Source organism: Rhodococcus sp. NPDC056743 (assembly GCF_042790355.1).
Classification (GTDB): Bacteria; Actinomycetota; Actinomycetes; order Mycobacteriales; family Mycobacteriaceae; genus Rhodococcus_F.
In genome coordinates this window covers 1-23,505 of sequence record NZ_JBHTZI010000005.1, presented here as the reverse complement: position 1 = coordinate 23,505, position 23,505 = coordinate 1, and the positions used below count along the sequence as shown (strand labels likewise).

General features: G+C 62.2%; 22 protein-coding genes. 11 read left to right on the top strand and 11 right to left on the bottom strand.

The window, feature by feature from the left end:
* The first annotated feature begins 90 nt into the window (after positions 1-90).
* The 3 genes from ACFRFQ_RS12355 (at position 91) to ACFRFQ_RS12345 (ending at position 2,424) form a co-directional block, all read left to right on the top strand.
* Positions 91-1,137 carry an ABC transporter permease gene (locus ACFRFQ_RS12355; RefSeq protein ID WP_378657516.1) on the top strand — a complete coding sequence of 349 codons (1,047 nt, stop codon included), beginning with the start codon at positions 91-93 and terminating at the stop codon, positions 1,135-1,137.
* The gene (locus ACFRFQ_RS12350) at positions 1,134-1,874 is read left to right on the top strand and encodes an ABC transporter ATP-binding protein (protein WP_378657514.1); all 741 of its coding nucleotides are present in this window, start codon (positions 1,134-1,136) and stop codon (positions 1,872-1,874) included. The genes ACFRFQ_RS12355 and ACFRFQ_RS12350 overlap by 4 nt, the downstream gene beginning before the upstream one ends.
* 109 nt (positions 1,875-1,983) lie before the next feature.
* A complete protein-coding gene (locus ACFRFQ_RS12345; RefSeq protein ID WP_378657512.1) occupies positions 1,984-2,424 on the top strand; it encodes a PAS domain S-box protein in 441 nt (146 codons plus the stop codon).
* 18 nt (positions 2,425-2,442) lie between these two features.
* Here the strand turns inward: ACFRFQ_RS12345 and ACFRFQ_RS12340 are convergent, their stop codons facing one another.
* Positions 2,443-3,081, bottom strand: a complete 639-nt coding sequence (locus ACFRFQ_RS12340) for a TetR/AcrR family transcriptional regulator (RefSeq protein WP_378657509.1) — start codon at positions 3,079-3,081, stop codon at positions 2,443-2,445.
* Positions 3,082-3,134: 53 nt separating this feature from the next.
* Between ACFRFQ_RS12340 and ACFRFQ_RS12335 the strand changes: the two genes are divergently transcribed.
* Positions 3,135-4,112, top strand: a complete 978-nt coding sequence (locus ACFRFQ_RS12335) for a hypothetical protein (RefSeq protein ID WP_378657507.1) — start codon at positions 3,135-3,137, stop codon at positions 4,110-4,112.
* Here the strand turns inward: ACFRFQ_RS12335 and ACFRFQ_RS12330 are convergent.
* Genes ACFRFQ_RS12330 through ACFRFQ_RS12320 form a run of 3 tightly spaced genes read right to left on the bottom strand, consistent with a single transcriptional unit; the run spans position 4,063 to position 6,084 of the window.
* Positions 4,063-4,353 (bottom strand): SHOCT domain-containing protein, encoded by a 291-nt coding sequence (locus ACFRFQ_RS12330; protein ID WP_378657505.1) that lies wholly within the window; start codon positions 4,351-4,353, stop codon positions 4,063-4,065. The genes ACFRFQ_RS12335 and ACFRFQ_RS12330 overlap by 50 nt on opposite strands.
* The gene (locus ACFRFQ_RS12325; RefSeq protein ID WP_378657502.1) at positions 4,350-4,841 is read right to left on the bottom strand and encodes a hypothetical protein; all 492 of its coding nucleotides are present in this window, start codon (positions 4,839-4,841) and stop codon (positions 4,350-4,352) included. The genes ACFRFQ_RS12330 and ACFRFQ_RS12325 overlap by 4 nt, the downstream gene beginning before the upstream one ends.
* Before the next feature lie 28 nt (positions 4,842-4,869).
* On the bottom strand, positions 4,870-6,084 hold the full coding sequence (locus ACFRFQ_RS12320; protein WP_378657499.1) for a hypothetical protein: 1,215 nt from the start codon (positions 6,082-6,084) through the stop codon (positions 4,870-4,872).
* A gap of 121 nt (positions 6,085-6,205) precedes the next feature.
* Here ACFRFQ_RS12320 and ACFRFQ_RS12315 point away from each other — a divergent pair, with 121 nt between their 5' ends.
* On the top strand, positions 6,206-6,793 hold the full coding sequence (locus tag ACFRFQ_RS12315; RefSeq protein ID WP_378657497.1) for a DinB family protein: 588 nt from the start codon (positions 6,206-6,208) through the stop codon (positions 6,791-6,793).
* Between the two features lie 8 nt (positions 6,794-6,801).
* Here ACFRFQ_RS12315 and ACFRFQ_RS12310 read toward each other — a convergent pair whose 3' ends face one another.
* Both ACFRFQ_RS12310 and ACFRFQ_RS12305 read right to left on the bottom strand, forming a co-directional pair.
* A complete protein-coding gene (locus ACFRFQ_RS12310) occupies positions 6,802-8,364 on the bottom strand; it encodes a YfcC family protein (RefSeq protein ID WP_378657494.1) in 1,563 nt (520 codons plus the stop codon).
* On the bottom strand, positions 8,361-9,737 hold the full coding sequence (locus ACFRFQ_RS12305; RefSeq protein ID WP_378657491.1) for a M20/M25/M40 family metallo-hydrolase: 1,377 nt from the start codon (positions 9,735-9,737) through the stop codon (positions 8,361-8,363). The genes ACFRFQ_RS12310 and ACFRFQ_RS12305 overlap by 4 nt, the downstream gene beginning before the upstream one ends.
* A gap of 174 nt (positions 9,738-9,911) precedes the next feature.
* On the opposite strand from ACFRFQ_RS12305, the gene ACFRFQ_RS12300 reads away from it, so the two are divergent.
* The 4 genes from ACFRFQ_RS12300 to ACFRFQ_RS12285 all read left to right on the top strand — a co-directional run bounded on the left by ACFRFQ_RS12300 (position 9,912) and on the right by ACFRFQ_RS12285 (position 15,895).
* Entirely contained in the window at positions 9,912-10,175 is a 264-nt protein-coding gene (locus tag ACFRFQ_RS12300; protein WP_378657489.1) for a hypothetical protein, read from the top strand.
* A gap of 168 nt (positions 10,176-10,343) precedes the next feature.
* Positions 10,344-11,804: a hypothetical protein gene (locus ACFRFQ_RS12295; RefSeq protein ID WP_378657487.1), complete on the top strand. Its 1,461-nt coding sequence runs from the start codon at positions 10,344-10,346 to the stop codon at positions 11,802-11,804.
* A gap of 93 nt (positions 11,805-11,897) precedes the next feature.
* Complete coding sequence (locus ACFRFQ_RS12290; RefSeq protein WP_378657483.1) at positions 11,898-12,575, top strand: class F sortase; 678 nt, start codon at positions 11,898-11,900, stop codon at positions 12,573-12,575.
* A gap of 98 nt (positions 12,576-12,673) precedes the next feature.
* Positions 12,674-15,895 (top strand): carboxyl transferase domain-containing protein, encoded by a 3,222-nt coding sequence (locus ACFRFQ_RS12285; protein ID WP_378657480.1) that lies wholly within the window; start codon positions 12,674-12,676, stop codon positions 15,893-15,895.
* On the opposite strand, the gene ACFRFQ_RS12280 is transcribed toward ACFRFQ_RS12285, so the two are convergent.
* Genes ACFRFQ_RS12280 through ACFRFQ_RS12260 form a run of 5 tightly spaced genes read right to left on the bottom strand, consistent with a single transcriptional unit; the run spans position 15,846 to position 19,243 of the window.
* Positions 15,846-16,787, bottom strand: coding sequence for a CopD family protein (locus ACFRFQ_RS12280; protein ID WP_378657477.1), 942 nt, complete (start codon positions 16,785-16,787; stop codon positions 15,846-15,848). The genes ACFRFQ_RS12285 and ACFRFQ_RS12280 overlap by 50 nt on opposite strands.
* 4 nt (positions 16,788-16,791) lie before the next feature.
* Entirely contained in the window at positions 16,792-17,340 is a 549-nt protein-coding gene (locus tag ACFRFQ_RS12275) for a copper resistance protein CopC (protein WP_378657474.1), read from the bottom strand.
* Entirely contained in the window at positions 17,337-18,005 is a 669-nt protein-coding gene (locus ACFRFQ_RS12270) for a YcnI family protein (protein WP_378657472.1), read from the bottom strand. Before ACFRFQ_RS12270 ends, ACFRFQ_RS12275 begins: the two co-directional genes overlap by 4 nt.
* 46 nt (positions 18,006-18,051) lie before the next feature.
* The gene (locus ACFRFQ_RS12265; protein WP_378657469.1) at positions 18,052-18,579 is read right to left on the bottom strand and encodes a hypothetical protein; all 528 of its coding nucleotides are present in this window, start codon (positions 18,577-18,579) and stop codon (positions 18,052-18,054) included.
* A 10-nt stretch (positions 18,580-18,589) separates the two neighbouring features.
* Positions 18,590-19,243, bottom strand: a complete 654-nt coding sequence (locus tag ACFRFQ_RS12260) for a DUF6474 family protein (RefSeq protein ID WP_138873531.1) — start codon at positions 19,241-19,243, stop codon at positions 18,590-18,592.
* A gap of 124 nt (positions 19,244-19,367) precedes the next feature.
* On the opposite strand from ACFRFQ_RS12260, the gene ACFRFQ_RS12255 reads away from it, so the two are divergent.
* Both ACFRFQ_RS12255 and ACFRFQ_RS12250 read left to right on the top strand, forming a co-directional pair.
* Positions 19,368-20,924, top strand: coding sequence for a TM0106 family RecB-like putative nuclease (locus ACFRFQ_RS12255; protein WP_378658559.1), 1,557 nt, complete (start codon positions 19,368-19,370; stop codon positions 20,922-20,924).
* Positions 20,925-21,181: 257 nt separating this feature from the next.
* Positions 21,182-23,395: a putative bifunctional diguanylate cyclase/phosphodiesterase gene (locus ACFRFQ_RS12250; protein WP_378657466.1), complete on the top strand. Its 2,214-nt coding sequence runs from the start codon at positions 21,182-21,184 to the stop codon at positions 23,393-23,395.
* The last annotated feature ends 110 nt before the right edge of the window (positions 23,396-23,505 follow it).

Here is a 23,505-nt window from a genome sequence, read left to right as displayed (position 1 = left end):
CTTCGGTTGGTCGCGATGTCCGTCCGAGGTGCGATGGAGAGAGCGTGTATCAGCGGGAGTGTAGAGGCAAGCACAGGAAAGGAATTCACAGTGTTTGTCGCGATGAGGGACTTACGGGCAGCGCGAGGTCGTTTCGCGCTGATCTCGACGGTGGTTCTGTTGGTTGCACTTCTGGTCAGCTTTCTCAGCGGTTTGACCGCCGGGCTGCGCCATCAGAACGTGTCTGCCATCGAATCGATGAAAGCGGATACCGTCGTGTTCGCCGATACCGGGGCTGGTGCGTCGTTCGACGAATCGGCGCTCACTGCTGATCAACTCGCAGCCTGGACGGCAGGCGCACAGACTGTGGATCCTGTTGGCATCGGCCGCGGTAAAGCCGCTGTGGTGGGCTCGAATCAGAAGTCGGTGGCGCTGTTCGGCGCTGACGGAGGCTTCGGTGATCTGACACCCGCTGCCCCCGGAACGGTGGTCCTCAGTGAAGGCGCAGCTCGTGACCTGGGCGCAGCCGCCGGGGACCGAGTCAGTGTCGGTTCCGAGGAGTTCACGGTCAGTGCTGTTCGCGGCGACGACTGGTACAGCCACACTCCCGTCGTCTGGATGACGCTCGCGGATTGGCAGGATCTGAATCCGCGCGGCGGGGTGGCAACCATCCTGGCTGTTTCCGGAACATCGGATGCGTCGTCGATCGACGACGCGGCAGCAACCACGTCGACGACGGTGACCGGGTCGCTCGATGCCATCGGGTCGTACAAGTCCGAGAACGGGTCGTTGACCTTGATGACGGTGATGCTTCTGGCGATTTCGGCTCTCGTGATCGGCGCATTCTTCACGGTGTGGACGATCCAGCGCATGCCGGATATCGCAACGCTGAAAGCGCTCGGCGCCACATCGGGTTCCTTGGTCCGCGACGCCCTTGGCCAGGCGTTCATCGTGCTGGTCGTCGGAGTGTCACTGGGAATTGGCTTGACCGCGATCGCCGGCTCGGTGATCGGTGATTCGATGCCGTTCGTCCTGGACGCGTCGACGACTCTGACGCCCGCAGTGGCGCTCATCGGGCTTGGCCTGCTCGGCGCCGCGTTTGCTCTTCGATTCCTCTTCACCACTGATCCGCTCACAGCACTAGGGAGTTCGCGATGACCTCTGCAGCCGGAAGCACTGTTCTCGACATCCAAAACGTCAACCTCACGTTCCCCGACGGGCAATCCCGCGTCACAGCCCTCGATGACGTGTCCTTGCGGCTTGATCGCGGGGAGATTGCCGCGATCACCGGCCCGTCGGGTTCGGGCAAGTCCAGCCTGCTCGCGGTGGCGTCGACGCTTATTCGCCCGGACTCCGGCCACGTGTACCTGCGTGCCGGCGGCGAGGCTACGGATCTTGCGACACTCAGTCGCCGGGACGCGTCCGAACTTCGGCGCACGTCCATCGGCATCGTGTTCCAGCAATCCAATCTGGTGTCGTCGTTGACCGCACTCGAACAGCTCGAGGTGATGGCGCATCTGGGGCAGTCCGTGTTCACGTCGCGGGCGCGTCGTAAAGCTGCGAAGGAAAAAGCGATGGATTTGCTGGACGCGGTTGGATTGGCGGATCACAGCGGGAAGCGGCCTGGGCAACTGTCCGGTGGTCAGCGTCAGCGGGTGAATCTCGCGCGCGCCTTGATGAACGATCCGCAACTGTTGGTTGTGGACGAGCCCACGAGCGCACTCGATCAGGAGCGGGGCGCGGCGGTCATGGATTTGATCATCGGAGTCGTGCGAGAACACAATGCTGCAACTCTTCTCGTGACACACGACCGCGGACACCTGCATCGGATGGATAATGTCTATCGTGTGGTTGATGGATCCTTGACAGTCGATCGGGAGGTATTCGCGGCCTGACTGCGGGGGCGTGGTCTCCAGTGACCGTCGAAACTCTCGAACCGGAAGTCAACCGACGATTTGCTGGGACGCTAGACTGTTGCGACTGGGCAACATGAGAGGACGTGTTATGGAACGCCGCCGCAATGTTGCGCCGCCGACGCAATCACCGATCGCAGATCTCGAGCAGATGCCGCCGTTGATCCTGCTGGACAGGTTGCCGGTTCCGGTGGTGGCCGTACACCGCGACGGCAGCATTGTTTTTGCCAATCCGTCCTTTGCCGACATGCTCGGTTACCCGAAGAAAGCCGTCGCTGCACTGCGTCTGCAGGACATCCTGTACGACAAGGACGCCGACGACGTCAGTGCGGAGCAGGCTCACCGCGAGTTGAGTTCCGAGCCGGGGTCGATCAAGGAATTTGTCCACGCCGACAGTACTTTGGTTCGCGCGACGGTCAGTCAATCGTTGCTTCGCCGTGACGACGACACGATCACTCTGGCAGTTTTCCACGATCTGACAGAGCGACTGTGGAACAACCCGCGGCACGCTCTCGACAAACCTAAAGCCTGAGACAAACCTGAAGCCTGATCACACGCGGCGCGGCCTGGACTTCTTCGATTGGTCCAGGCCGAGAGTGGCGGCGAGTGTGCCGACAACCCATTCCTCGTATTGCTCCCCGGTCCACCCCGACTCGACGACGAGATCGGTGTAGGTCTCGGCGCTCGTCAAAGTAAGTGCGACGTTGATCGCGGTCTCGAGATCGACCGACGGATCTTTCTCCACGAGCCCGATCATGAGGTGCTGCTGCACGGTTCGCCGCTGAGCGAGATTGGTATGCCACAGCAATGCTGCGTCCTCGTCCGCGGAGGCGGCCGCTCGCAAGGCCAGCAGGATATCTGCGGTTCGTTCGAGAATGAGCCGAGCATGGTGAATCTGAATGCGCAGTTGCCCGAGCGGATGCGGGGCGCCGAGTGCGGCGGCCACCCACGGCCGGTCGAGAGTGCTCACGCGGGCTTCGTCACCGGCAACCGCGACATCCAGTAGCGCCGACAACACGCTCGGTTTGTTGCCGAACACGAAGTACACGCTTTGCACGGAAACGTCGGCCGCCTCGGCCAACTGCTTGATGGTCGCTGCCGCATAACCGGGATTCACGAAGACGCGTCGTGCTGCTTCGATGATCTTGGATCGCGCGGACACATCTGCCACTTTCTCTACCCCCACCATGGACTGAAGTTTAGCTCTAGAGTGAAGCTCTAGCGACTTGGAGGGTAACAAACATGAAGGTGTTGGTTCTCGGCGGTTATGGCGCGGTGGGGATTCCATTGATGGAGCAGTTCAGCACAGACTCCACGGTGTCCGCGTCCTCCGCGGGGCGCAATGCCGCTCGGGCTGATGTGGCCGTCGATCTGACTGACCTCGACGCCTACGCTCAGGCTGTGTCGGGCTACGACGTAGTGGTCAACGCTTCAGGATTCGAAGACATCAGGTTGGCGCAGCAGACAGTGCGCAGTGGAGCCACTTTTGTGGATATCACCGCGACGTCGTCGTACTGCGATGCATTGGAAAAGGTCGACGGCCCCGTGCTGCTGGGTGTGGGATTGGCGCCGGGATTGACCAGTGTTCTTGCAGCGGAGGCACATCGACTCGGCAGCGGTCCGGTCGACATCATGGTGGGTCTTGGCGGTGGCGAGCTTCACGGTCCCGCGGCCACGGCGTGGACGTACGGAATGCTGGGTACCCGGTTTCGTGATCCGGGCGGTGAACTTGTCCGCAACTACACCGGAATGAAAGTCTTCGACGTCCCGGCCGACGTGCCCGGCTACCGCAAGGGTCCGGCCGTGCGCGCGGACTTCTCCGATCAACATGCTTTGACGCGCGATCTCGGTGTGTCGGTGAGAACCTACTTGCGTCTGGACACGTCCGCGGCGACGCTCGGTTTGGCTGCGATGACGTGGGTACCACCTTTGCAGAAGATGGTACCCAAGAAAATGTGGGGTTCGGATCGCTGGATTACCATGGCCCGCACCGAAACCGGCCCGACGCTATGGGCGTCTGGCCGGAATCAGTCACGGGCTACGGCGGCGTTTGCGGCACGCGCGGTGCGCGCACTTCACGACAAGTCACTCGACTCGCCGACCTGGTTGCATTCGTTGATGGAGTCGGACGAATTGACCAGCGGCCTCGGTGCGATAGATGCCCGCGGTCTCAGTTCCCGAGAATCCGGGCCTTCTGGGAGTCGAACTCGGCGTCGGTGAGGATGCCGGCAGCTTTGAGCTCACCGAGTTTGGTGAGCTGTTCGATCTTCGCGTCCATCGACGGCGCGGGTGCAGTCTGGGGCGGCAGCGGCGGCAGATCCGGAATCGGGGGAGCAGCTTGTGCTGCCTGTGCCGCCTTGGCCTGGTCTTCGGCGGCCCAGCGAGTTCGCTGCCGGCGCTGAACATTTCCGTGGATGGAGCTCGCGACAGCTACGCGGCCGGCCCGCCTCAGGAAGCTCATTCCTTGTTCTCCGTCTCGTTCAATGCTGATTCCAGCTCGTCGAGTGAAATGTGGCCTTCGGTGATTACTCGGGCACCGCTGCGAACCCAGGCATCCAGAACGGGAAGTACAGCTAGCTCCTCGTAGACGAGAACCGCTGCAACACTTCCGGCCGCGATGCCCTCGCCCACGGCGGCGATGTCGCCGGCGTCGAGCAGTCCGGACGCGGCACCGTCGAACTGGGACAGATCAAAATCTGCGATGTCGAACGTGGATGCCGGAACCACGCGCAGCGAGTTGTCCGCAGCTTTGACAACGAACTCGAGATCGAGAATGCGGATGGATCCGTTGTCGACGGTCTCGAGCAACTGCTCGAAACCATCGGCAGTTACCGAGCCGTCGGGAAACTCGACGGCAACATATTCGATCGGACCGAACTGGTCTTGACTGGCCATCAGGTCTGTTGTTCCTTCTTCGAGGCCGGTGTTCCGGCCTGGTGAAATGATCATCTGCAACGATAGTCCGACTGTCTGGTTTCTACGCTTTCACGGTTTCGGCAGCGTCGCGGTAGACGATCATCTCGCGCTGCAACGCGCGACGGAACCGCGGCTGCTCGGCCAGCAGCACTGCCAGCACCGTCAGGAGTAACCACGTCGCAGCGGCACTCACAACCAGCATGAGCACCGGAATCCACGGCCCGCCCATCTGCTCGAGGAGCGTCGTCTTTGCCCAAACACGCCAGTAGAGCATGAGATTGACGATCAACCCGACACCGTATGAAATCGCGAAGGAGAGTAGGAAGGGTTTCCACGTGCCGTCGTAGCGCCGTTGGAGAATCGGTTCGGCGCGCAACGGCAAGCTCACGGACATGACATTGGCGACTCCGAGCCACAGCAAGATCATCGTCAGGACCTGGCCGCAGGCTTTCAGCAATTCGGTGCTGTCTCCGGCGCGCCATGACAGAACGACGCTGAGAACGAAGCCGGCGGCGCCGACCAGGATCAGCATCACGATGTTCTTGGCGACCAGCACGTGCCATAGGCGAGTGCCGCCGGAGAGCGCGGCGCGCACCCGGCCGGCGTCGAAGCTCAGAGAATTGGTGCAGACGACACTGCCGACGACGCCTGACAGTGCATACAGAGCCAGGTAGGGCAGGCGGTCTTCCTTGCTGTCCCACTGGAAAAATCGGATGAACGCGAGGTACGCGAACCCGAGCCCGAGACTCAAGCCCAGGCGGAACGCAATGGATCGAGGTTTCCCGTTGAATACGTGTCGAAATTCCTCGCGTATACGGCTGCCGAGGTCCTGCAGATGCCGCACCGCGGGGTTTCCGGCTGCGAGCGGAACATAGCCGCGGATCGCAGCGGCAACGTCGTCGCTGTCGCCGGCATCGAGTGCGGCGACACGAGCTTCGAGAACTGCGAGATGCGCTGCTTCGAGCGCAATTCGGGCCGTGGTGACCGCCGCTACCGCATCGGCTTCGGCTTGCGCTGCGGCGCCGATGCTGGCGTCGGCGGGTAGCGGGGGCTGAAGGCGGGTGATCAGTTCGAGTTGGCGGGCCATGTGTGGTGACGGCGAGAGTCCGCTGTACGTAGGTTGGCTCAGCGCCGCTCGATCCTTGTCCAACAAATTCCGGGCAGTGGTTGCCGCCTTCTCGACCGCCGTTCGACTTTGCCATCGGACCGAACGAACCTCGGTTTCGGCTGCCACGGCGCGCGACGCCACTTCGGCCAGATCTTCGACCGCGGTCAACTGCTCACTCCACTCGGTAGTTGATATTCGGTAGTTGATATTCGGTAGTTGATATAGGGGAAATCAGCTCTCCGGCTCACTATCTCACGGGAGAGTGGGTGTCGGTGCAACACTGACAGGCATGACACGTGTGCACGACAAGACCGATCTGCAGCGGTACCTTCAGTCGGCTCGAGACGCCTTGCTCTGGAAGCTCGAAGGACTGTCGGAGTACAACATCCGGCGACCGATGACGCCCACCGGCACCAATCTGCTCGGATTGGTCAAGCACATGATCGGCGTAGAACTCGGGTACTTCGGCCCGGTGTTCGGACGCCGGGTGCCTGACCTGCCGCAGTGGTTGCGTTCGGACGAGCCCAATGTCGATATGTGGGCCCGCGCAGACGAATCCAGGGAGTACATACTCGAGACGTACCGTCGCACGTGGGCATTTTCGGACGCCACGATCAGTGATCTGGATTTGGATGCGCCGGGCGAGGTGAAGACGTGGCCGCCGGAGCGTCGCGAGGTCACCTTGCATCAGATACTCGTGCACGTCGTCACGGAAATTCATCGCCACGTCGGTCACGCCGACATCGTGCGCGAAATGATCGACGGCGCTGCGGGTCTGCGATCCGACAACGCCAACGTCGCGCCGGGTGATCAGGCGTGGTGGGCTGAATACCGAGACCGCCTCGAAGAGGCAGCTCGCAGCGCCGACCACGCCTGACCCCATTGCTACTCGAGAACCGCGGCGGCGCCGATCACGACAACCACGATCACGAAGTTGATCAACAGTAGTGGCCATACGAAGCGAAGGAACTTGTCGTAGCCGACTTTGGCCATCGCGAGTCCGCCGACAACGACAACGTTGGTGGGTGCAACCATCAGCATCAGGCCGTGGCCCATCTGGAAGGCCGTGATCACCAAAGATCTACTGACCCCGGCAAAATCGCCCAACGGTGCCAACAACGGCATCGCGAGAGTGGCGTGTCCGGAGCTGGACGGAATCAGGAATGCCAGCGGAATGTTGACGAGCATCACGAGGATCGCGAACACACCCGCGGACGCGCCGGAGACCAACTGCTCCATCGCATTGAGGATGGTGTCGAGGGTTTCGGTGTTGGTCATGATGACGGAGACGCCGCGAGCGAGCAGGATGACAATGGCAGGCCCGACCATGTCACCGGCACCACGGGTGATCAGTGAGACGGTTTTCTTCTCGCCCATCTTGGCGACGATGCCGACGAGGACGGCCGCGAGGATGAACAGCATCGCCAGTTGCGGGAACCACCAGTTCAATTCGAACCAGTACGGCTCGGTGGCGGTGACGTGGTACGCGTCGTACTCGGCCGGCCCGGTGGTGCCGCCGAAGATGCTCGACCACGGGATGACGGAGAAGATCATCAAACCGAAGGTGAGTCCGGTGATGACGAGGACCAGTTTCTGAATCCCGGTCAGCTTGCTGTCGATGTCGACGGGTGGCGGCGCCTCCTCGTCATCCTCGTCGTCGACGTCGAATCCGACGATCGAAGTGCTGGGGTCCTTCTTCACCTTGGCGGCGTAGCGGAGTACGAATACCACTGCCACTGCGGTCAATACGACCCACAGGATGACACGCAGGACGATGCCGTCGCCGATGGAGACGCCGGCTTCACCTGACGCGACGCCGATCGAGAACGGGTTGACCGTCGACGCCATGTTGCCGACCAGTGCGCCGAGGATGATCATCGTCGCCGCGACCATGCGGTCGTAACCGAGAGCCGTCATCAGGGGGATGAGGAGTGCGTAGAAGCCGAACGTCTCGACGGAGAAGCCCATGGTCGAACCGAGCAGCGAGAACAGCACCATGATGACGGTGATGAGCAGCCAGCCCTTGTCGCTGAGCTTGGTGGCTAGTTGCGAGACAGCGGTTTCGAGGCTGCGGGTGGCGAAGCTGACTGAGATGAAGGCGCCGAGAGCCATGATGAACAGCACGACACCGACGGAGCCGAAGAGCCGTCCGATGTTGTCGGTGTCGACAAATCCGGTGAGTGAATCCTGGACACCGTAGAGGCCGTTGACTGGCGAGAGAATCAGCTGCTGAATTCGTTCCCAGAACGTCAGCGGGGAAGTGACGGTTTCGAAGCTACCGGGGACGGGCGACCCGTCGACGTCGACACCGAAGCGTCCGGCCGGAATGAACAGTGCGGCAACCCATACCAATACCGTGACGATGGCAAGCATCGTGACGGCGCCGGGAGACTCGAACTTCTTCTTCGCCGGGGTTTGCGCGGCGCCTTCTTCGGTCTTGGTGCTCATTTCTTTCCTTCGAATGTGCGGGCGTACTCCTGGAAGAACAGAGCTTTGGCGACAACGGCTTTTTCGAATTCGTCGAGAAGTACACGCTCGTTGGGGCCGTGAATGTTTGCGTACCCGTCTGTTGCGCCGAAGAGCAGTTTCTCGGCGGTGGGCACGGCGGTGTCGAGCGCCATCACGATCGGGATGGAACCGCCGCCGGCCATCTGACCGGCTTCGCCGTCCCATGACTGCGAGAGCGCGAACATGGCGGCGTCGAATGCGGGACCACCCTGTTCTGCGGCAAATCCGTCCCCGGTTTCTCCGGCTTTGACGTCGAGTTCGAGGCCGAACGGGCGTAGCGCCTGCAGGTGGCGGACCAGCGCGGCCTGCGCTTCGGATGCAGGCTGACGCGGATGCACGCGGAGGTTGATCACCGCGCGTGCGGTGCTCGCGACGGCGTTGACTGCGCCGTCGACGGGCGGTGCGTCGATTCCGGTGACGGTGATCGCGGGCCCGGACCAGATCCGCTCACCGATTCCGCCGGTGCCGAGGAGGGGGAGTCCGTCGCGTACTTCGGCGAGGGTGCGGAATTCTTCGTCGGTGTAGCTGCTTCCCGTCCATTCCTCGCGCAGCAGGCCGGCGACGGCGACGTCACCGTTGTCGTCATGCAGTGATGCCAGTGCGCGGATGAGCGCGAGGCGGGCGTCGGGAGCGGCGCCGCCGTAGAGGCCGTTGTGTTTGTCGGCTCCGAGGGTGGTCAGTTCCACGATCACCTGGGCAGATCCGCGCAGTGCGACGGTCAGGGTGGGTGAGCCGGGGCGAACACTTCCCACATCGGCGATCACCATGGCGTCTGACTGGAAGAGTTCCGGGGCTTCGGGAGGATAGTTGTCGAAGGGGCTGCCGAATTCTTCCTGGCCTTCGATGACGAGTTTGACTGTCACCGGCGGTTTTCCGTCGAAGACGCGAAGGGCGCCGATCATGCCGATCACGTTTGCCTTGGAATCCGCCGTGCCGCGGCCGTAGAGCGCGCCGTCGCGTTCGGTGGGCTCGAAGGGCGGTGTGTCCCACAGCTCGAGGTCTTCGGCGGGAACGACGTCGTAGTGCGAGTACATGAGGACCGTGGGCGCCCCAACCGGTCCGGGAATGGTCGCCAGGATCACCGGGGCTGTCTTCCCCGGAATCTCGAGACGATCGATCTGGGTGACCCCGGATTTCTCCAAGAGCGACACGATGTAGTCGTGAGCCTCGAAGAGCGGTGCTGCGGGGTAACCGTCGGTTGCGACCGACGGTATCCGTACCAGTTCGATCAGTTCGTTTCGAAGCGCAGGCATCAAATCTGCCGCAGCATTCTTGATCTGAAGAGGCGTCATCGGCCCAGCGTTTTCGGGCATCGCTTGATCTCCTTCTGGAGCAAAGTGGACAGCAGGTGCCGAGCTCTGCAACACGTGAGCTGAGCACCCTTCAGACCGGTCAGTCCTTAGTCGGAAAGATTACGGTTGTCTGGTTGATTTCGTGTGGTCGGTGTCGACATTTCGTACCGCGGGACCACAGGACTGTGCGCCTTGGTGTCTACCCCCAAGGGGCGAATAACGCAGTTTGAAACGCGTTGCTTCATTCATGTGCGCGTTAACCAGCAGGGCTTTGGATGCCCGATTTACTACCTTTCAGCTATTTTCAAGCACAGCTATCGAGGTGTAACTGTGCTGATTGTTGAATTTGTGACGATTTTTTACGTGGCCGGTGAAAGACTGCTGGACGTGTCCGGAATTGTGGACAAATGTGCAGGTTATCCCGGTTTGTCTATGCGTTTCGGGCAGAGCGCCACATAACAAACCTTTTGGCTGTTTTGCGGCGATATGTGCGTTTTCCGCCGAATAGTGACGTTTGACAGCAAGCGCACAGCAAGTTTCAATCATCGAACTGTGTTGGCAATCACGTGGCTAATGCCATGTTGGCCTGCTGGGTGCCCCAACTGTTACGTCTCGAGGAGATCGTCCATGAACACATTGTCATCAGCCGTAGTGCGGCGGAAAAAAATCGGGTTGGCGTCAGTGTCCGCCGTCTCGACGCTTGCCCTGGTCGGTGGAATTGTCGCCGGGTTAGCGGGGCCGGCAACCGCGGCGCCGGCGTCGGCAGCCTTCACTGCGCCGATGTGCGAAGGCACTCAGACATCGGCAGGTTACCCCTTCGCTGACGACATGGTTATCGATCGTGTGCGCCTGGACTACTACAACGCCGGAAATGTGGTGCCGCTGTACTACAACAACGACAAGCGGTCACCGGCACCCATTTGTGGTGTGCGAGACGTCGCCGACGCCAGCGGTCCACAGTCGGAGTGGATGTACTGCACCGACATGAAGGAAGAGACGTGCGATGAAATCTCGCCGGATGGTGAACCCGGGTACGCGGAAGACGGGCAGTTCAACGCAGTAGGGCCGACGCTTCCGGTCGGCGGCAACGACCGTCTGACTCAGGAACAGGAACTGCTCATCAGTTACCTGATTCAGAATCCTCACCCGTTCACCCCGGGTGGTGTCGCTGATGATTCGACGGCCCAGAACAGGGCGAACCGCCAGCTGCTTATCTGGTGCGTATCGGACAAGGAGTATCTGGAGGGAACCGACGCCGTAGTCGATTGCGACGCCGATCTCGGCCCCGCTGAGCAGGCTCGGATTCTCGGGATCATGAATGTGACACCCACCCTGAACATCTCGCTCACGGACCCGGCCAGTGGCACGCTTGCCAATGGCGGCAAGGCCACATTTACGGTGTCCACCAACATGTACGGAAAGCCGCTCACCGTGAGTACGCCGGCAGGCGCGACTCTGGAACTGTGTGAGCCGAGCGCCAATGTGAAGCTGACCGGTAACACCCTCGTTGTCAGCGGTGAGGGGAATGATCCCACCAGCGTCGCGCTGTGTGTCACGTCCTCGGGCACTGGTGAGGTCAAGGTATCCGTCTCCGGCGCGCCCAGCTCGTTCGAGAGCATCCACTGGAACAACGCCGGCGCCGAGTGCCAGGTTTTCGCGACGTTCAATACCGTCACCCCGTCCAGGCTCAAGGGTGATGCGAGCGTGACCTTTGATGCGGCTCCGACCACGACGCCGTCCACGACTGTCCCGACCACGACGCCGTCCACCACCGTGCCGACCACGACCGTCCCGACGACGACCAAGCCCAACGTGACCGTTCCCGTCATTCCGATCATTCCGATTATCCCGATCATTCCGGTGATTCCCGGAGTGCCGGTTGCCCCAGCGCCGACCACGGTTCCGGCAACCCCGCGTGTGGTCACGCAGACGACCCCGAAGGCTCCGACGGGTCAGCGTCCGACGTCCATCGACGGTGGCGCGGCTGACGAGACTGAAGGTCCGCACGTCGGAATTGCGATTGCGGGACTCGGCCTGATCGGGCTCGCTGCCGGCGGCACGATTGCCGTCCGCCGCCGCCGCTCGTAACTCGATCGATCAACGTCCGGTGCCGACTCTCCCCGTCGGCACCGGACGGTGCTCGTTCACGACATTTCACGTTCACACGAAGGAACATCTCTGATGACGTCGATGGAACAGAATCCCGTACCGGACGAGCCCGGCAGCTCCGCGGAACCTGCGGGTAGGCGCAAGTCTCGTGTATTTGCCACTGCCGCAATAATTGTCGCGGTAACTGTGGGTCTGTTCATGACCTACCTCGGTACCCGGGCGGACGAGAGCACGGCGATACCGCCGGCGCCGACAGCCGGCCAAGCACCGCCGGCAGTAGGTGCTGCTGCGGCCGCCCAGATGGTGCCTGCCACCTTGTCCCTCGATCCGCTCGGGGTGCAGGCACCGATCGTCGACGCGAGCGTCATCGACGGAGTCTTGACCCCTCCCGGCGACGTCAGTGAGGTCGGGATCTGGTTGGACGGTGCGCCATTGGATTCGTCGACGGGCACAACGCTGATCGCCGGGCACGTGAATCTTGCCGGTCAGGGAAACGGTGCGTTGTTCGACCTCGGGACGGTCGAGCCGGGGCAGGAGATCCGCACGTCCGATGCTGCCGGCAACAGCACCCGGTGGCGGGTCACCTCGGTGGTGTCGCGTGCGAAGGCAGACGGAATCGAGGAGAGCGTTCTCGCCGGACCGGAGGGTCCGCGCAAGCTGGCTGTGGTCACGTGTGGTGGCGAACTGGAGTTCACGGATGGGATCGGTAACTACCAGGACAACGTTTATCTGTATGCCGACCTGATCTAGTGCTACGGGTGATCCAGTGTCGCGGGTGATCGCCCATGCTTGACATTGACGTCAACCTCAAAACACACTGTGGCGGTGACTGACTGCGAAACCTCGACATGAGACTGCTGATCGCCAATCGAGGCGAGATTGCTCTGCGAATCATTCGAACAGCCCGCGAACTCGGGATCGACACCGTGTCCGTCTATGCCGCCGATGACGCAGCAAGTCCGCACGTCGAAGCGGCGACGGAGTCGTTTCCCCTGCAGGGCAGCGGCGCGTCCGCGTATCTGGATCAAGACACGCTGCTGTCGATCGCCCTCGATTCCTCAGTCACGCATATCCACCCCGGATACGGATTCCTCAGTGAGAATCCGGAATTCGCGCGGGCCTGTGCCAGTGCCGGTCTTGTATTCGTGGGTCCGAGCGCTGAGGTGCTTCACGTCTTCGGGGACAAGTCACGTGCGCGTACCGCTGCTGACCGGTCCGGGATTCCGGTGCTACCGGCGACGGCGGGCGATGCAAGTCTCGACGAGGTGCGGGAGTTCTTTGCGCGACATTCGCAAGGAATCATGATCAAGGCACTTGCGGGCGGCGGCGGCCGCGGTATGCGGGTGGTGCGCCACCTGGATTCGCTCGACGACGCCTACCGTGCGTGTGCTGCAGAGGCTCAGGCAGGCTTCGGTAGTGCCGCACTGTTTGCCGAGGTGCTCAGTGAACGCGCTCGCCATATCGAGGTGCAGGTTGTCTCGGCGCCTGGCGCGACGGGTATCTGTGCACTGGCCCTGGGTGATCGCGATTGCAGTGTTCAGCGCCGGCATCAAAAGCTTGTCGAAGTCGCTCCTGCGCAAGGTCTTTCGGAACCTCTTCGCGATCGATTGCATTCCGCCGCGGCGAGATTGTGTGCGGACGCCGGATACCGTGGGATCGCAACGGTGGAGTTTCTCGTCGAAGAGCGGGGATTCGTTTTCCTCGAGGTCAACCCGCGTATTCAAGTGGAACACACCGTCACCGAAGAGGTGAGCGGCGTCGACCTTGTCGCCGTGCAGTTGATGATCGCCGACGACGTGAGTTTCGAATCATTGGGTCTGCCCGGCGGGATTACCTGTGCAGCCGGGGTTTCTGGTCACCGGGGAACGGTTGCGGCGGCGTCGGGCACAGCAATCCAGGTGCGGGTCAACATGGAAACAATGACGCGCGACGGCGGTGCGCGTTCGGAAACCGGAACGCTCGACGTGTTTGCGCCGCCGAGCGGCCCGGGAGTGCGCGTCGACACCTTCGGTGCGCCGGGTTTGTCGCCGAGCGCACGCTACGATTCCTTGCTGGCGAAGGTGATCACACACACCCGTCGGGCAGATTTTGCTGCGGCAGTACGCAAGTCGATCGCCGCGCTCGACGAGTTTGCGATAGACGGGGTGGCGACCAACCTACTTTTCCTGCGAGCAATTCTGTCGGAGAAGGATTTCCGTGACGGCGTCGTCGATCTCGAGTGGCTGGAGGGACGGATCGCAGACCTCGTCCCGGCAGTCGAGGTTTCCCCAACCGCGCCCCACCCTGTTGCCGTGCAGGGTGAGATGGTGGTGCGCGCGCAGATGGCCGGAATAGTTGTCGAGATTGCGGCCGTCGGCGATGTCGTTCACGAGGGCGGTCAGGCTGCCGTGCTCGAAGCGATGAAAATGCAGCACGTCCTCACTGCCGAGTCCGATGTCGAGGTGATTCGGGTACTGCGCGGCGTCGGCAAAGCTGTGGTTGCCGGTGAACCGCTCATGGTGGTGCGGGATGCCGCAGCGACTGAGAGAGTGGGGCGTTCCGAGGCCGTCGACCTCGATCTGGTGCGCCGCGATCTCGCGGAAATCCTTGCCCGACATGAGGTGACCTTGGATGCGGCGAGGCCGGAAGCGGTGGCCAAGCGGCACAAGCTGGGTCGTCGGACGGCCCGCGAAAATGTCGACGACCTGATCGACGACGGCAGCTTTGTCGAATACGGCGCATTGACCGTGGCGGCTCAGCGTAGTCGCCGGAGCGAAGAAGACCTCATTGCGAACACTCCCGCAGACGGATTGATCGGTGGTGTGGCGACGATCAACGGCGCCGAGAGCGTTGTCATTTCGTACGATTACTCGGTTCTTGCCGGTACGCAGGGCATGCGCAATCATGCCAAGACGGACCGGTTGCTTGCGCTCTCCGCCCGTAAGCGTGTTCCCGTGGTGTTGTTCGCAGAGGGCGGTGGTGGTCGCCCCGGTGATACGGATGCGGGAGCCGGGTCAGGGCTCGAATTGGGTACCTTCCGGGCGATGGCGGCACTGCGCGGCCGAGTCCCGTTGGTGGCCGTCGTATCCGGTCGTTGTTTTGCGGGCAATGCGGCATTGGCGGGTGCGTGCGATGTTCTGATCGCCACGCCGGACGCGACTATCGGAATGGGTGGCCCGGCAATGGTCGAGGGCGGTGGACTGGGCACCTTCCGTCCGGAGGACATCGGCCCGATCGACATTCAGCGGCGGAACGGTGTTGTACACGTAGTTGCCGAGAACGACGCTGAGGCAGTCGAATTGGCAAAGAAGTATCTCAGCTATTTCCAGGGGGCGACGCACCAGTGGATGGCGCCTGATCCTCGGCCGGCTCGGCATGTAGTGCCGGAAAACCGGCTGCGCTCGTACGATGTGCGGCGAGCCGTCGAGGCGATAGCCGACGTCGATTCGGTCCTGGAGTTGCGGCGCGATTACGGCCGCGGCGTCGTGACGGCGTTGATCCGGGTGGAAGGCGCCGCTGTTGCCGTGCTCGCCAACAGTAGTGAGCATCTGGGTGGGGCAATCGATGCGGAAGCGGCAGACAAGGCGTCGGACTTCCTGGAACTGTGTGAGGCGCATCGGATTCCACTGGTCACGCTCTGTGACACTCCGGGATTCATGGTGGGACCGGATTCGGAGGAACAGGCGACGGTACGCCGGTTCGGTCGCTTCTTCGTGGCCGGGGCGAGGCTCACGGTGCCGTTCGGGACGGTGATTCTTCGTAAGGGTTACGGTCTCGGAGCCATGGCAATGGCCGGTGGGTCGTTCCACGCACCCGAGTTCACGGTGGCCTGGCCGACCGGCGAGATCGGGCCGATGGGGCTCGAAGGCGCTGTACGACTGGGTTTTCGGAAGGAACTCGAATCAGTCGAGGATCCGGCGGCGCGGGACACCCTGTTCGGTCAGTTCGTCGAACTGGCCTATGCGCAGGGCAAGGCGCTGATGGCGGCAACGATATTCGAGTTGGACGACGTCATCGACCCGGCAGATACCAGGAAGTGGATCAGGCAGTTGTCGCCAACGCCGCAGCCAGGCCGAAAGCCACTGCCATGAGCACAACTTCGCCGATTGCGCGGCGTAGCGATCCCTCGGCGCTCATGCGGTGGGCGGCGCTCGCGACCACCCACGTACGACGCCACCACCACCCCAACCCGAGGAGCAGGGCAACGGCAACGAGCTTGGCGAGGACGACGCGGCCGTACGCGGTGTCGTAGAAGGCAGACAGCGATTCGAGTCGTACGGCCGCGTTGACGGTTCCCGTGATGATCAGTGCGAGAACGCATCGCCAGGCGAGGGCAGAGTATTTCGGCAGCCAGAGTGCCCAGGCGCCGCGAGCGGGCATGGCGAGTGCGAGTGCGGCGAGGACACCGAACCACAGGCCGGCGGCGAGTACGTGGACGGCGTCGAGGACGGAACCGAAGCTCTGCTGCGCCATGTGACCGGTGATGGGGCGGGTGGCGAGAGCAAGTGCGGTGACAACCAATGCCGGTGCGACGGGCACTGTTTCAGGGTTCTTGAATCCGTACACGCCGTAGCAGACGACAGCAAAAGCGCACACGATGATGGCTGCTCCCACCCGGCCGACATTGACTTCGCCGACAAAAGTGGCGAAGTGGCCGACGGTCAAAGCCGTGATCGGCTGTCCGTCGGCGGCAGCAGCACTCAGTGCGAGCAAAGCGATTTCGGCAACCAGCCACACTGCGGCGATGGCGGTGAGTTGTGTCCACATCGCGGCGTTGGGGGAAGCCGGCCGGCGCTCGCCCCGGCCCATCCAGGCAAGTGTGGCGATTCCCAGTGTGACGGAACCACATCCGATGGCGAGGACACGTACCGTGCTGGACGCCTCAGGGCCGGCTGGGCTTGCCAGTCCCCAGGCGATCAGCACTCCCAGAAGTGCTGTGGGTACGGCAAACAGCAACCACCATTTGTTTGCCGTACCGCTCACAGGATCAGCTCGACTTCGGCTTGCGCAGCACGAAGAACAGCGCGCCGCCGAAGACGACGACACCGGCGAGGATGAATCCCCAGACCGGGATGCTGCTCGACGACTCGGACGACGAACTGTCACCAGCCGACGCGGCCGGGGTGACCGGTGCGCCGGGACCGGCCTCGGTGAGTGTGAAGTTCAACGTTCCCTGGACGGGGTGACCGTCGGCGGACGTGACGCGATACGCAATCGTGTACACACCGGCAGGTCCCAGATCTCCCAGGTCCACACTCACAGTCGCGCCCTCGACGGAGGGCTCACCCTTGGTCCATTGGTCGCGGCTGTCCCCGGGCCCCGTGACGGTCAACGCAGCGAACTGCGCTTGCAGTGCTTCGTTGAAACTGACGGAGACGTTGTCCGGGGGAACCTGGATGGACGCGCCGTTCTCGGGGTTCGACCCGACCACAGCGGAGTGCGCGGCGGCCGTGCCCACTCCGAGCATCGACGCGAGCATGGCAAGTAGGCCGACAGTGACGACCTTCAATCCGGTACGCGAGATCCGTGTGCTCATGAACGCTTGCTCCTCACCAGTGCGCCCAGGCCCAGTGCAGCGCCGAGCGCGCCGAGAACCAGTCCGGCTCCTCCGAGCCAGCGGGCGGTGTTGTCGTTCGATGATTCTGTCGCAGATGTTTCGTTCGCGGCGTGGGTATCGTCACTGCTCCCGTGCGCGTCACCCGTCGCGGCCGCCAAGGTCAGGGACGGCGCGGGCTTGTCTGGCTCACTGCCGTCGGCGAGGGCTGCCTGATCCCAGTTGACGACGTTGCCGTCGCTGTACGTCTGCACCGCATTGAACGAGACCTCGTCCTGCGTGGGCAGCGGTCCGGCGGAGAGAACGAACTGTTGGAACTGGCCGGGGCCGACGCCGACGCCGGGATCTGCTGTCCAGGTCACGGACTTGGCGACCAACGACGTCGGATCCTTCTCGACGACGGCCGTCCAACCGGGCATCGGTTCGGTGCGCGCGGACTTGAGGTCGGGCAGAGCCACCGTCACCTTGGTGGTCGACGCGGTGTCGGATTCGGTGGGTACGCGGAAGGTCAAAACGCTGTACCCGCCCTGAGTCGCTCCCGGAGCGACGACGCTGACGTGCGCTGACGCGATGCCGCCTGCAAGCAGGATGGCTCCGCCGGTTGCTGTTGCCGTGATGAGCGCACGCGAAATCAGGGTGTTCTTCATTGTGAATGTGTCCTCTCGGTCTGGTGAAGGGATGAGTGCGAGTTCTTCAGACCAGAGCGGGAGGTCCACGCGGCGAAATGCCGGCGCGAAGGAGAGCGTCGACGGGGCCGCGGTGGTGTGTCGTCGGGTATCGCCGGATTCGGGCTGCAACGGGCGTCGGCGGCGCTGACAGCACTACGCGCACGACGTGGGTGACGACGCGGAACAGTCGCTCGGCAGCCAAGACGAGGGTCGCGCAGACGAGTGTGGCGACTATGTGTGCTCCGAGCATCGCCAGCCCTGGGGAACGGGCCGGAGAAGGGGAATGAGAATGCACAGAGAGTGCCATGGTGGTGTGCGCTGCCAGTTGGCCGGCGCCGAGAGCCGCGATGAGCGGCAGTGGTCCGCGCGTCAGAACGGGGAGGGTTCCGGTGACGGCACCGATAACCGAACACACGGCGATCAGCAGTGTCAGCGACGACGCCGACGGTACGTCGCCGCCGGCCAGGCCGTGCGCTGCGATGGCAAGAGCGGCCGACACAGCCCCGACAGCACTACCCCGAAGGAGTGCTGTCGTGGGCGCGTCGGTGGACACTCGAGCAGGTCTAGCGGACGCCGAGGCGTGCGAGGAGATCAGCCTCTACGCCGTCGAGTTCGGTGGAAATAGCGTGGTGGGCGGCCTTGCGGCGAGCCTGCGGCATCTGCTCGGCTGCCCGTACTGCGGTGCTCAGATCGCTCAGACGCTCACGGATGGCCGCGGCGAACCGCTGCGTCTCGGCGTCGTTCGGCTTGTGGCTGAGGATCTCGGTGACCGAGCTTTCCGCTCCCGCGATGCGGGCGCTCAGCTTGGCTCCGTGGCCCGTGTAGTCGCCCAACTGGTCGACGGCGATACCCATCTTCTGAGCGCGCGCGGTGTCCAACTGCCCCCGAACTGCGGTTGCTGCCCGGTAGATGATCGGCAGCAGAACCGGAGCCAGCAGGCGAGCGACACCCAGGTACTTGCGCACCTTGGCAACGGTCAGACCCTGATTTGCAGCGGCCTTTTCCTGGGCCTTCAAGGTAGCGATCTGCGCCTTTTCGATCTTGTGCGTCGAATCGATCTCGGCCTTTTCCAGCTTCTTGATCGACTTGGTCTCGACCTTGTCGCGCTTGCGTTGGCTCTTGGCGTTGAGTTTCGCCTCGACCTCGGCCTTGTGCTTGAGAGCCTTCGCCTCCGCCTTGCGGGTGGCACGAGACTTTCGCTTCTTGAACAACCCCATCGAAAAGGACCCCGTTTCCAGGTGTTTGTGCGCTGCCAGGTACCTGCGCTTCGGCTTCAGCCTAGGGGAGCACATAATCTTCGTCATCGTGTGTTCCGATAAATGCCCCGCGCCCTCGCTCCCTCTGATCGATTCAGGGGCGCTGACGCGTTGCCGTCATCGGGTGCGTCTCGACGGATTGTTTCCGGGCAAATGGGCGTCGGAGCCTCTCGACACGGGCATCAAACAGCGGCAGGAATCGGCAACCGCCAAGCGTGCGGAGATCGCGGAGCTGGTGATCGGTGCCGCTCCTGATCGTTGGGTGCGGATCAACGCTGATCAGTCGACGGCGGCGCAAGCTCGCGACACCCTGGCCGCCTGCGAAGCCGGCGCTGACCGCATCTGGGGCGCCGTGTTGCCCGTCGAACGCGACACCGGCCGCAAAGGTCGATGCGAAATGCTGATCCGCGATACCGACGGCGGCGGCTATATCCCGGTGATCGTCGTCAACCACAAGGTCACCGACCCGGGACAGGGTGCGATCACATCTGGTCTGTTCGAGTGGGAGCCTGCGGTCGATCCGAAGCGCAAGGTACGAGGCCAGGTGCGCGACCAGATGCGCGTCGCGCAGGTCTACCGGATGCTCGAGCGCCGGGGACTGGCAAGTCCGTCGTTGCAGGCGGGTGCGATCGGTTACAACGGCGACTGCATCCTCGTTCACGACCTGAGTGCGATTCTCGAGGATTACGACGAGCGCTACGACGACAGGATTGCCGTGGCGCGCGGCGAGGTGCTGACGTCGCCCTCACAGGTCGGTGAGTGCAAATCGTGCCCATGGTGGATCGAGTGCAAGGAAGAGTTGGTCCGCAACCGCGACGTCAGCCTCGTCGCCGTGGGATCGAGGGCCGAGCTTCTGCGCGACGCCGGATGCAACACCATCGATCAGCTTGCGGCCTGGGAGGGCGAGCCGCTCGAGGATTGGCCGCACGGAAATTTCGAGGACGCCGTCGTAATCGCAAAAGCGTGGCTGGCGGGCGCTCCGTTGGTACGACGCTTCGAGAAGATCTCGGTGACGCGGGCGGACATCGAGATCGACGTCGACATGGAGAGTTACCAGGAGCACGGCGCCTATCTGTGGGGAACTTTGCTCAATGTCGGTGGCTTCTCGATGTATCGGGGATTTGCGACGTGGGATCCGTTGCCGACGCGTGACGAGGCGCGATCGTTCGCGGAGTTCTGGGGTTGGCTGATGGCAGAGCGTGCGGCCGCAGCCGTATCCGGCAAAACCTTTGCTGCGTACTGCTATTCACGTTCCGCGGAAGACAAGTGGCTTCTGGATTCTGCTCGGCGATTTGCGGGCGAACCGGGTATTCCGACCAAAGAGGAGATCCGCGAGTTCATCGACAGTCCGCAGTGGGTCGACATCTACCAAGCCGTCAGTGACCAGTTCATCTGCCCGGATGGCAAGGGGCTCAAAAAGATTGCGCCCGTTGCCGGATTCCATTGGCGCGATGCCGAGGCCGGTGGTGAAGCCTCGATGGCGTGGTACCGCGAGGCGGTCGGCTACGACGGTGAGCCGGACGAGACACAACGGACACGGATCCTGCAGTACAACGAGGATGACGTCATCGCCACCAAGGTCTTGCGTGAGTGGATGACCGACCGCGCGGAGAAGGAAATTCCGCTCGCTTCCGAGCTGTAATCCGGCGAATGCGTCGTAACCGGTCGGCGTGCGCGACAGTCGCTAGTGTCCTAAAAGTATGAAATGCCGGATTTAACAGGAAGTTTCACAACCCAAAAACCTTCCATAGTGTGTCTCGACCTCGCGCACGCGCTACCGTCATCTGGTTGGCTCCATGATGGGGGTGTCGAATGCTGCGCACAGTGGCTGAGCGTCGGAATGACTCCGAATTGTCTGATCTCGAACGGCGTGACCTCTTCGCGCGACAAATTCTGCAGGTGACGACAGTCGCTCCGCTGGCCAACTTGGTCAACGTGCTCAGCATGTGTGCGTTGCTTGTCTACGTCGTACCTCCGGGGCATGACGAGTTTCGGTTGATCTGGGGTACCGCCGCCCTCCTCGTGGTTCTCAATTCGGTGCGAGTCTGGATACCCCGGGTCATTCTGAAGGACCGATACCGGCCCAAACACACGACACAATACGATTACTGGGCTCTGATGCTCGAGGTAATCCTGCTTGGCCTGCTGATTGTCATTCTCGCTGCCGCAATGCTTCCCGTGATCGACAGTTCGCGAAAGCTGGTGCTGATCGCGACATTCGCCGGCGTGATGGGCGCCGGCGCGGTGGCATTGTCGACGGTTCGCTCGATAGCTGTGGTCTGGATTCTGGTGCACAGCATCGGATTACTTGCCGTGATTCTTCCCAAGGGGACAACCGAATACGCCGTCCTCTCGTATCAATTAGTCGTGTACACAGTCACGTTGGTGATCGGTGTCGTGTACCTCTGGGCTTCGTTCCGCAGTAGATGCCTAGCCGAGTTCGCGGCCGCCGCTGAGCGTCAGACCGTCAGCCTGCTTCTCGACGACTTCGAAGGCGGAACTCGTGACTGGCTCTGGGATGTCGACAACACCGGAAGGTTGTCCCATACGTCCATTCAGCTGTCGCAGATATCGGGTATACCGGTCTCCGAGTTGAGGGTGTTATCGCTTCGAGGCTTGCTGGATCGCCTCGAGGTCGGCTCGACGAAGAGTGGGCGAACTTCGCTCGCTGTGATCGACGATCATCTCGAGCGACTAAGGCCGTTTCGCGAGGTGGTTGTTCCGGTTCGTTCTGGAGGCGTCGACCGATGGTGGTCGTTGTCCGGACATCCCAGAGTTACCGAGGCATCGGAGTTTCTCGGCTGGCGCGGTGTCGGGTCGGACGTCACCGAGAAGTACAACTACGAACGGCGGATTCTGTGGCTGGCTGCAACAGACGGCCTGACCGGGCTACCCAATCGCCGGACATTCGGTACCGAACTCGTTGCCGCACTCGGTTCGCTTCGCCCCGAAGAGCAGGTATTTGTCGGGATCCTCGATCTGGACAATTTCAAGTCCGTGAATGACACGCTTGGACATCCGGTGGGTGACAAATTACTGATTTCCGTGGCCGCACGCTTGAATCGAGCGAGTGCAGGTGTGATCTGTGCCCGCATCGGTGGTGACGAATTCGGGCTGATCGTTCGCGAATCACGCGAGCGGGACGGCAACGCGATGTTCGCGCACTATTTGGAGACGTTGCGCGAGCCGTTCTACGTGAATGGCAACCGGATCGAGATGCGAGCGTCGATTGGATATGCCAGTGCCCCTGACGATTCCGATGACGCCGATACCTTGGTCATGTCGGCGGATCTGGCCCTCTATGCGGCGAAGTCCGCGGGAAAGAACCGGGTTGGGCGATACTCTCCGGCGCTACACACGCAGGCAAGTGAGCGCGCATCTGCGTTGCAGGAACTCGGGAGTGCAATCGAAGCTCGACAGTTCGAACTGTATTACCAACCTCAGGTTCTGGCGGAGAACGGTCGTGTCGAGGGATTCGAAGCGCTTCTTCGTTGGAATCATCCCGTGCGTGGACTGCTCACGCCGCGGCATTTCATCGATGTGGCAGAGGAAACAGGACTGATAGTCCCGCTCGGGTTGCAGGTGCTGCACATGGCATGCACCGAAGCAGCAACGTGGCCTGAGTCCACTTATGTCACAGTGAATGTTTCTCCAGCGCAGCTTATTTCGGCAGGGTTTGGGGAACGGGTACTGGACGCACTCGAATTGTCCGGATTACCGAGTAAGCGCCTGCAGCTGGAAATCACCGAAACGGGAACAGTCGACGGTCTCGGTGTCGCCGAATTGGACCGTCTTCGCGCGACGGGGATCGTCATTGCATTGGACGACTTCGGAACCGGCTACTCGTCTTTCGAGAGTTTGAAGAAACTGCCCGTGGACATTCTCAAAATCGACAGATCTTTCATCACCGAGCTGAGCGAAGGTGATTCGGCGGTCGTCACGTCCATTGTCGAAGTTGCCAAAGCACTCGGGATGCAGTCACTGGCAGAGGGCGTGGAGACGGCGGAACAACTGCATCTTCTGCGCAGCGCCGGTTGTGAGTTGGTTCAGGGTTACTACATCAGCGAGCCGCTACCGGCAGCGGAAGTGGCCGAATACCTCAAAAGGACATAGCCCTGTGCGCCTTTGTTAACCGCGGGCGGTTGGCAGATTCGGGTGGTTGTCGCAACGTGCCTGATCATTAACGGGTGATGGTGTTGATGGTGGGTCGTCCTGCGTATTCG

Bases quoted from the DNA above. Each gene is read 5' to 3' on its own strand.
- ACFRFQ_RS12270 (WP_378657472.1), bottom strand. From the start codon at position 18,005: ATGAAGAACACCCTGATTTCGCGTGCGCTCATCACGGCAACAGCAACC.
- ACFRFQ_RS12285 (WP_378657480.1), top strand. From the start codon at position 12,674: ATGAGACTGCTGATCGCCAATCGAGGCGAGATTGCTCTGCGAATCATT.
- ACFRFQ_RS12335 (WP_378657507.1), top strand. From the start codon at position 3,135: ATGAAGGTGTTGGTTCTCGGCGGTTATGGCGCGGTGGGGATTCCATTG.
- ACFRFQ_RS12345 (WP_378657512.1), top strand. From the start codon at position 1,984: ATGGAACGCCGCCGCAATGTTGCGCCGCCGACGCAATCACCGATCGCA.
- ACFRFQ_RS12260 (WP_138873531.1), bottom strand. From the start codon at position 19,243: ATGGGGTTGTTCAAGAAGCGAAAGTCTCGTGCCACCCGCAAGGCGGAG.
- ACFRFQ_RS12315 (WP_378657497.1), top strand. From the start codon at position 6,206: ATGACACGTGTGCACGACAAGACCGATCTGCAGCGGTACCTTCAGTCG.
- ACFRFQ_RS12295 (WP_378657487.1), top strand. From the start codon at position 10,344: ATGAACACATTGTCATCAGCCGTAGTGCGGCGGAAAAAAATCGGGTTG.
- ACFRFQ_RS12275 (WP_378657474.1), bottom strand. From the start codon at position 17,340: ATGAGCACACGGATCTCGCGTACCGGATTGAAGGTCGTCACTGTCGGC.
- ACFRFQ_RS12305 (WP_378657491.1), bottom strand. From the start codon at position 9,737: ATGCCCGAAAACGCTGGGCCGATGACGCCTCTTCAGATCAAGAATGCT.
- ACFRFQ_RS12330 (WP_378657505.1), bottom strand. From the start codon at position 4,353: ATGAGCTTCCTGAGGCGGGCCGGCCGCGTAGCTGTCGCGAGCTCCATC.
- ACFRFQ_RS12340 (WP_378657509.1), bottom strand. From the start codon at position 3,081: ATGGTGGGGGTAGAGAAAGTGGCAGATGTGTCCGCGCGATCCAAGATC.
- ACFRFQ_RS12290 (WP_378657483.1), top strand. From the start codon at position 11,898: ATGACGTCGATGGAACAGAATCCCGTACCGGACGAGCCCGGCAGCTCC.
- ACFRFQ_RS12325 (WP_378657502.1), bottom strand. From the start codon at position 4,841: ATGATCATTTCACCAGGCCGGAACACCGGCCTCGAAGAAGGAACAACA.
- ACFRFQ_RS12310 (WP_378657494.1), bottom strand. From the start codon at position 8,364: ATGAGCACCAAGACCGAAGAAGGCGCCGCGCAAACCCCGGCGAAGAAG.
- ACFRFQ_RS12350 (WP_378657514.1), top strand. From the start codon at position 1,134: ATGACCTCTGCAGCCGGAAGCACTGTTCTCGACATCCAAAACGTCAAC.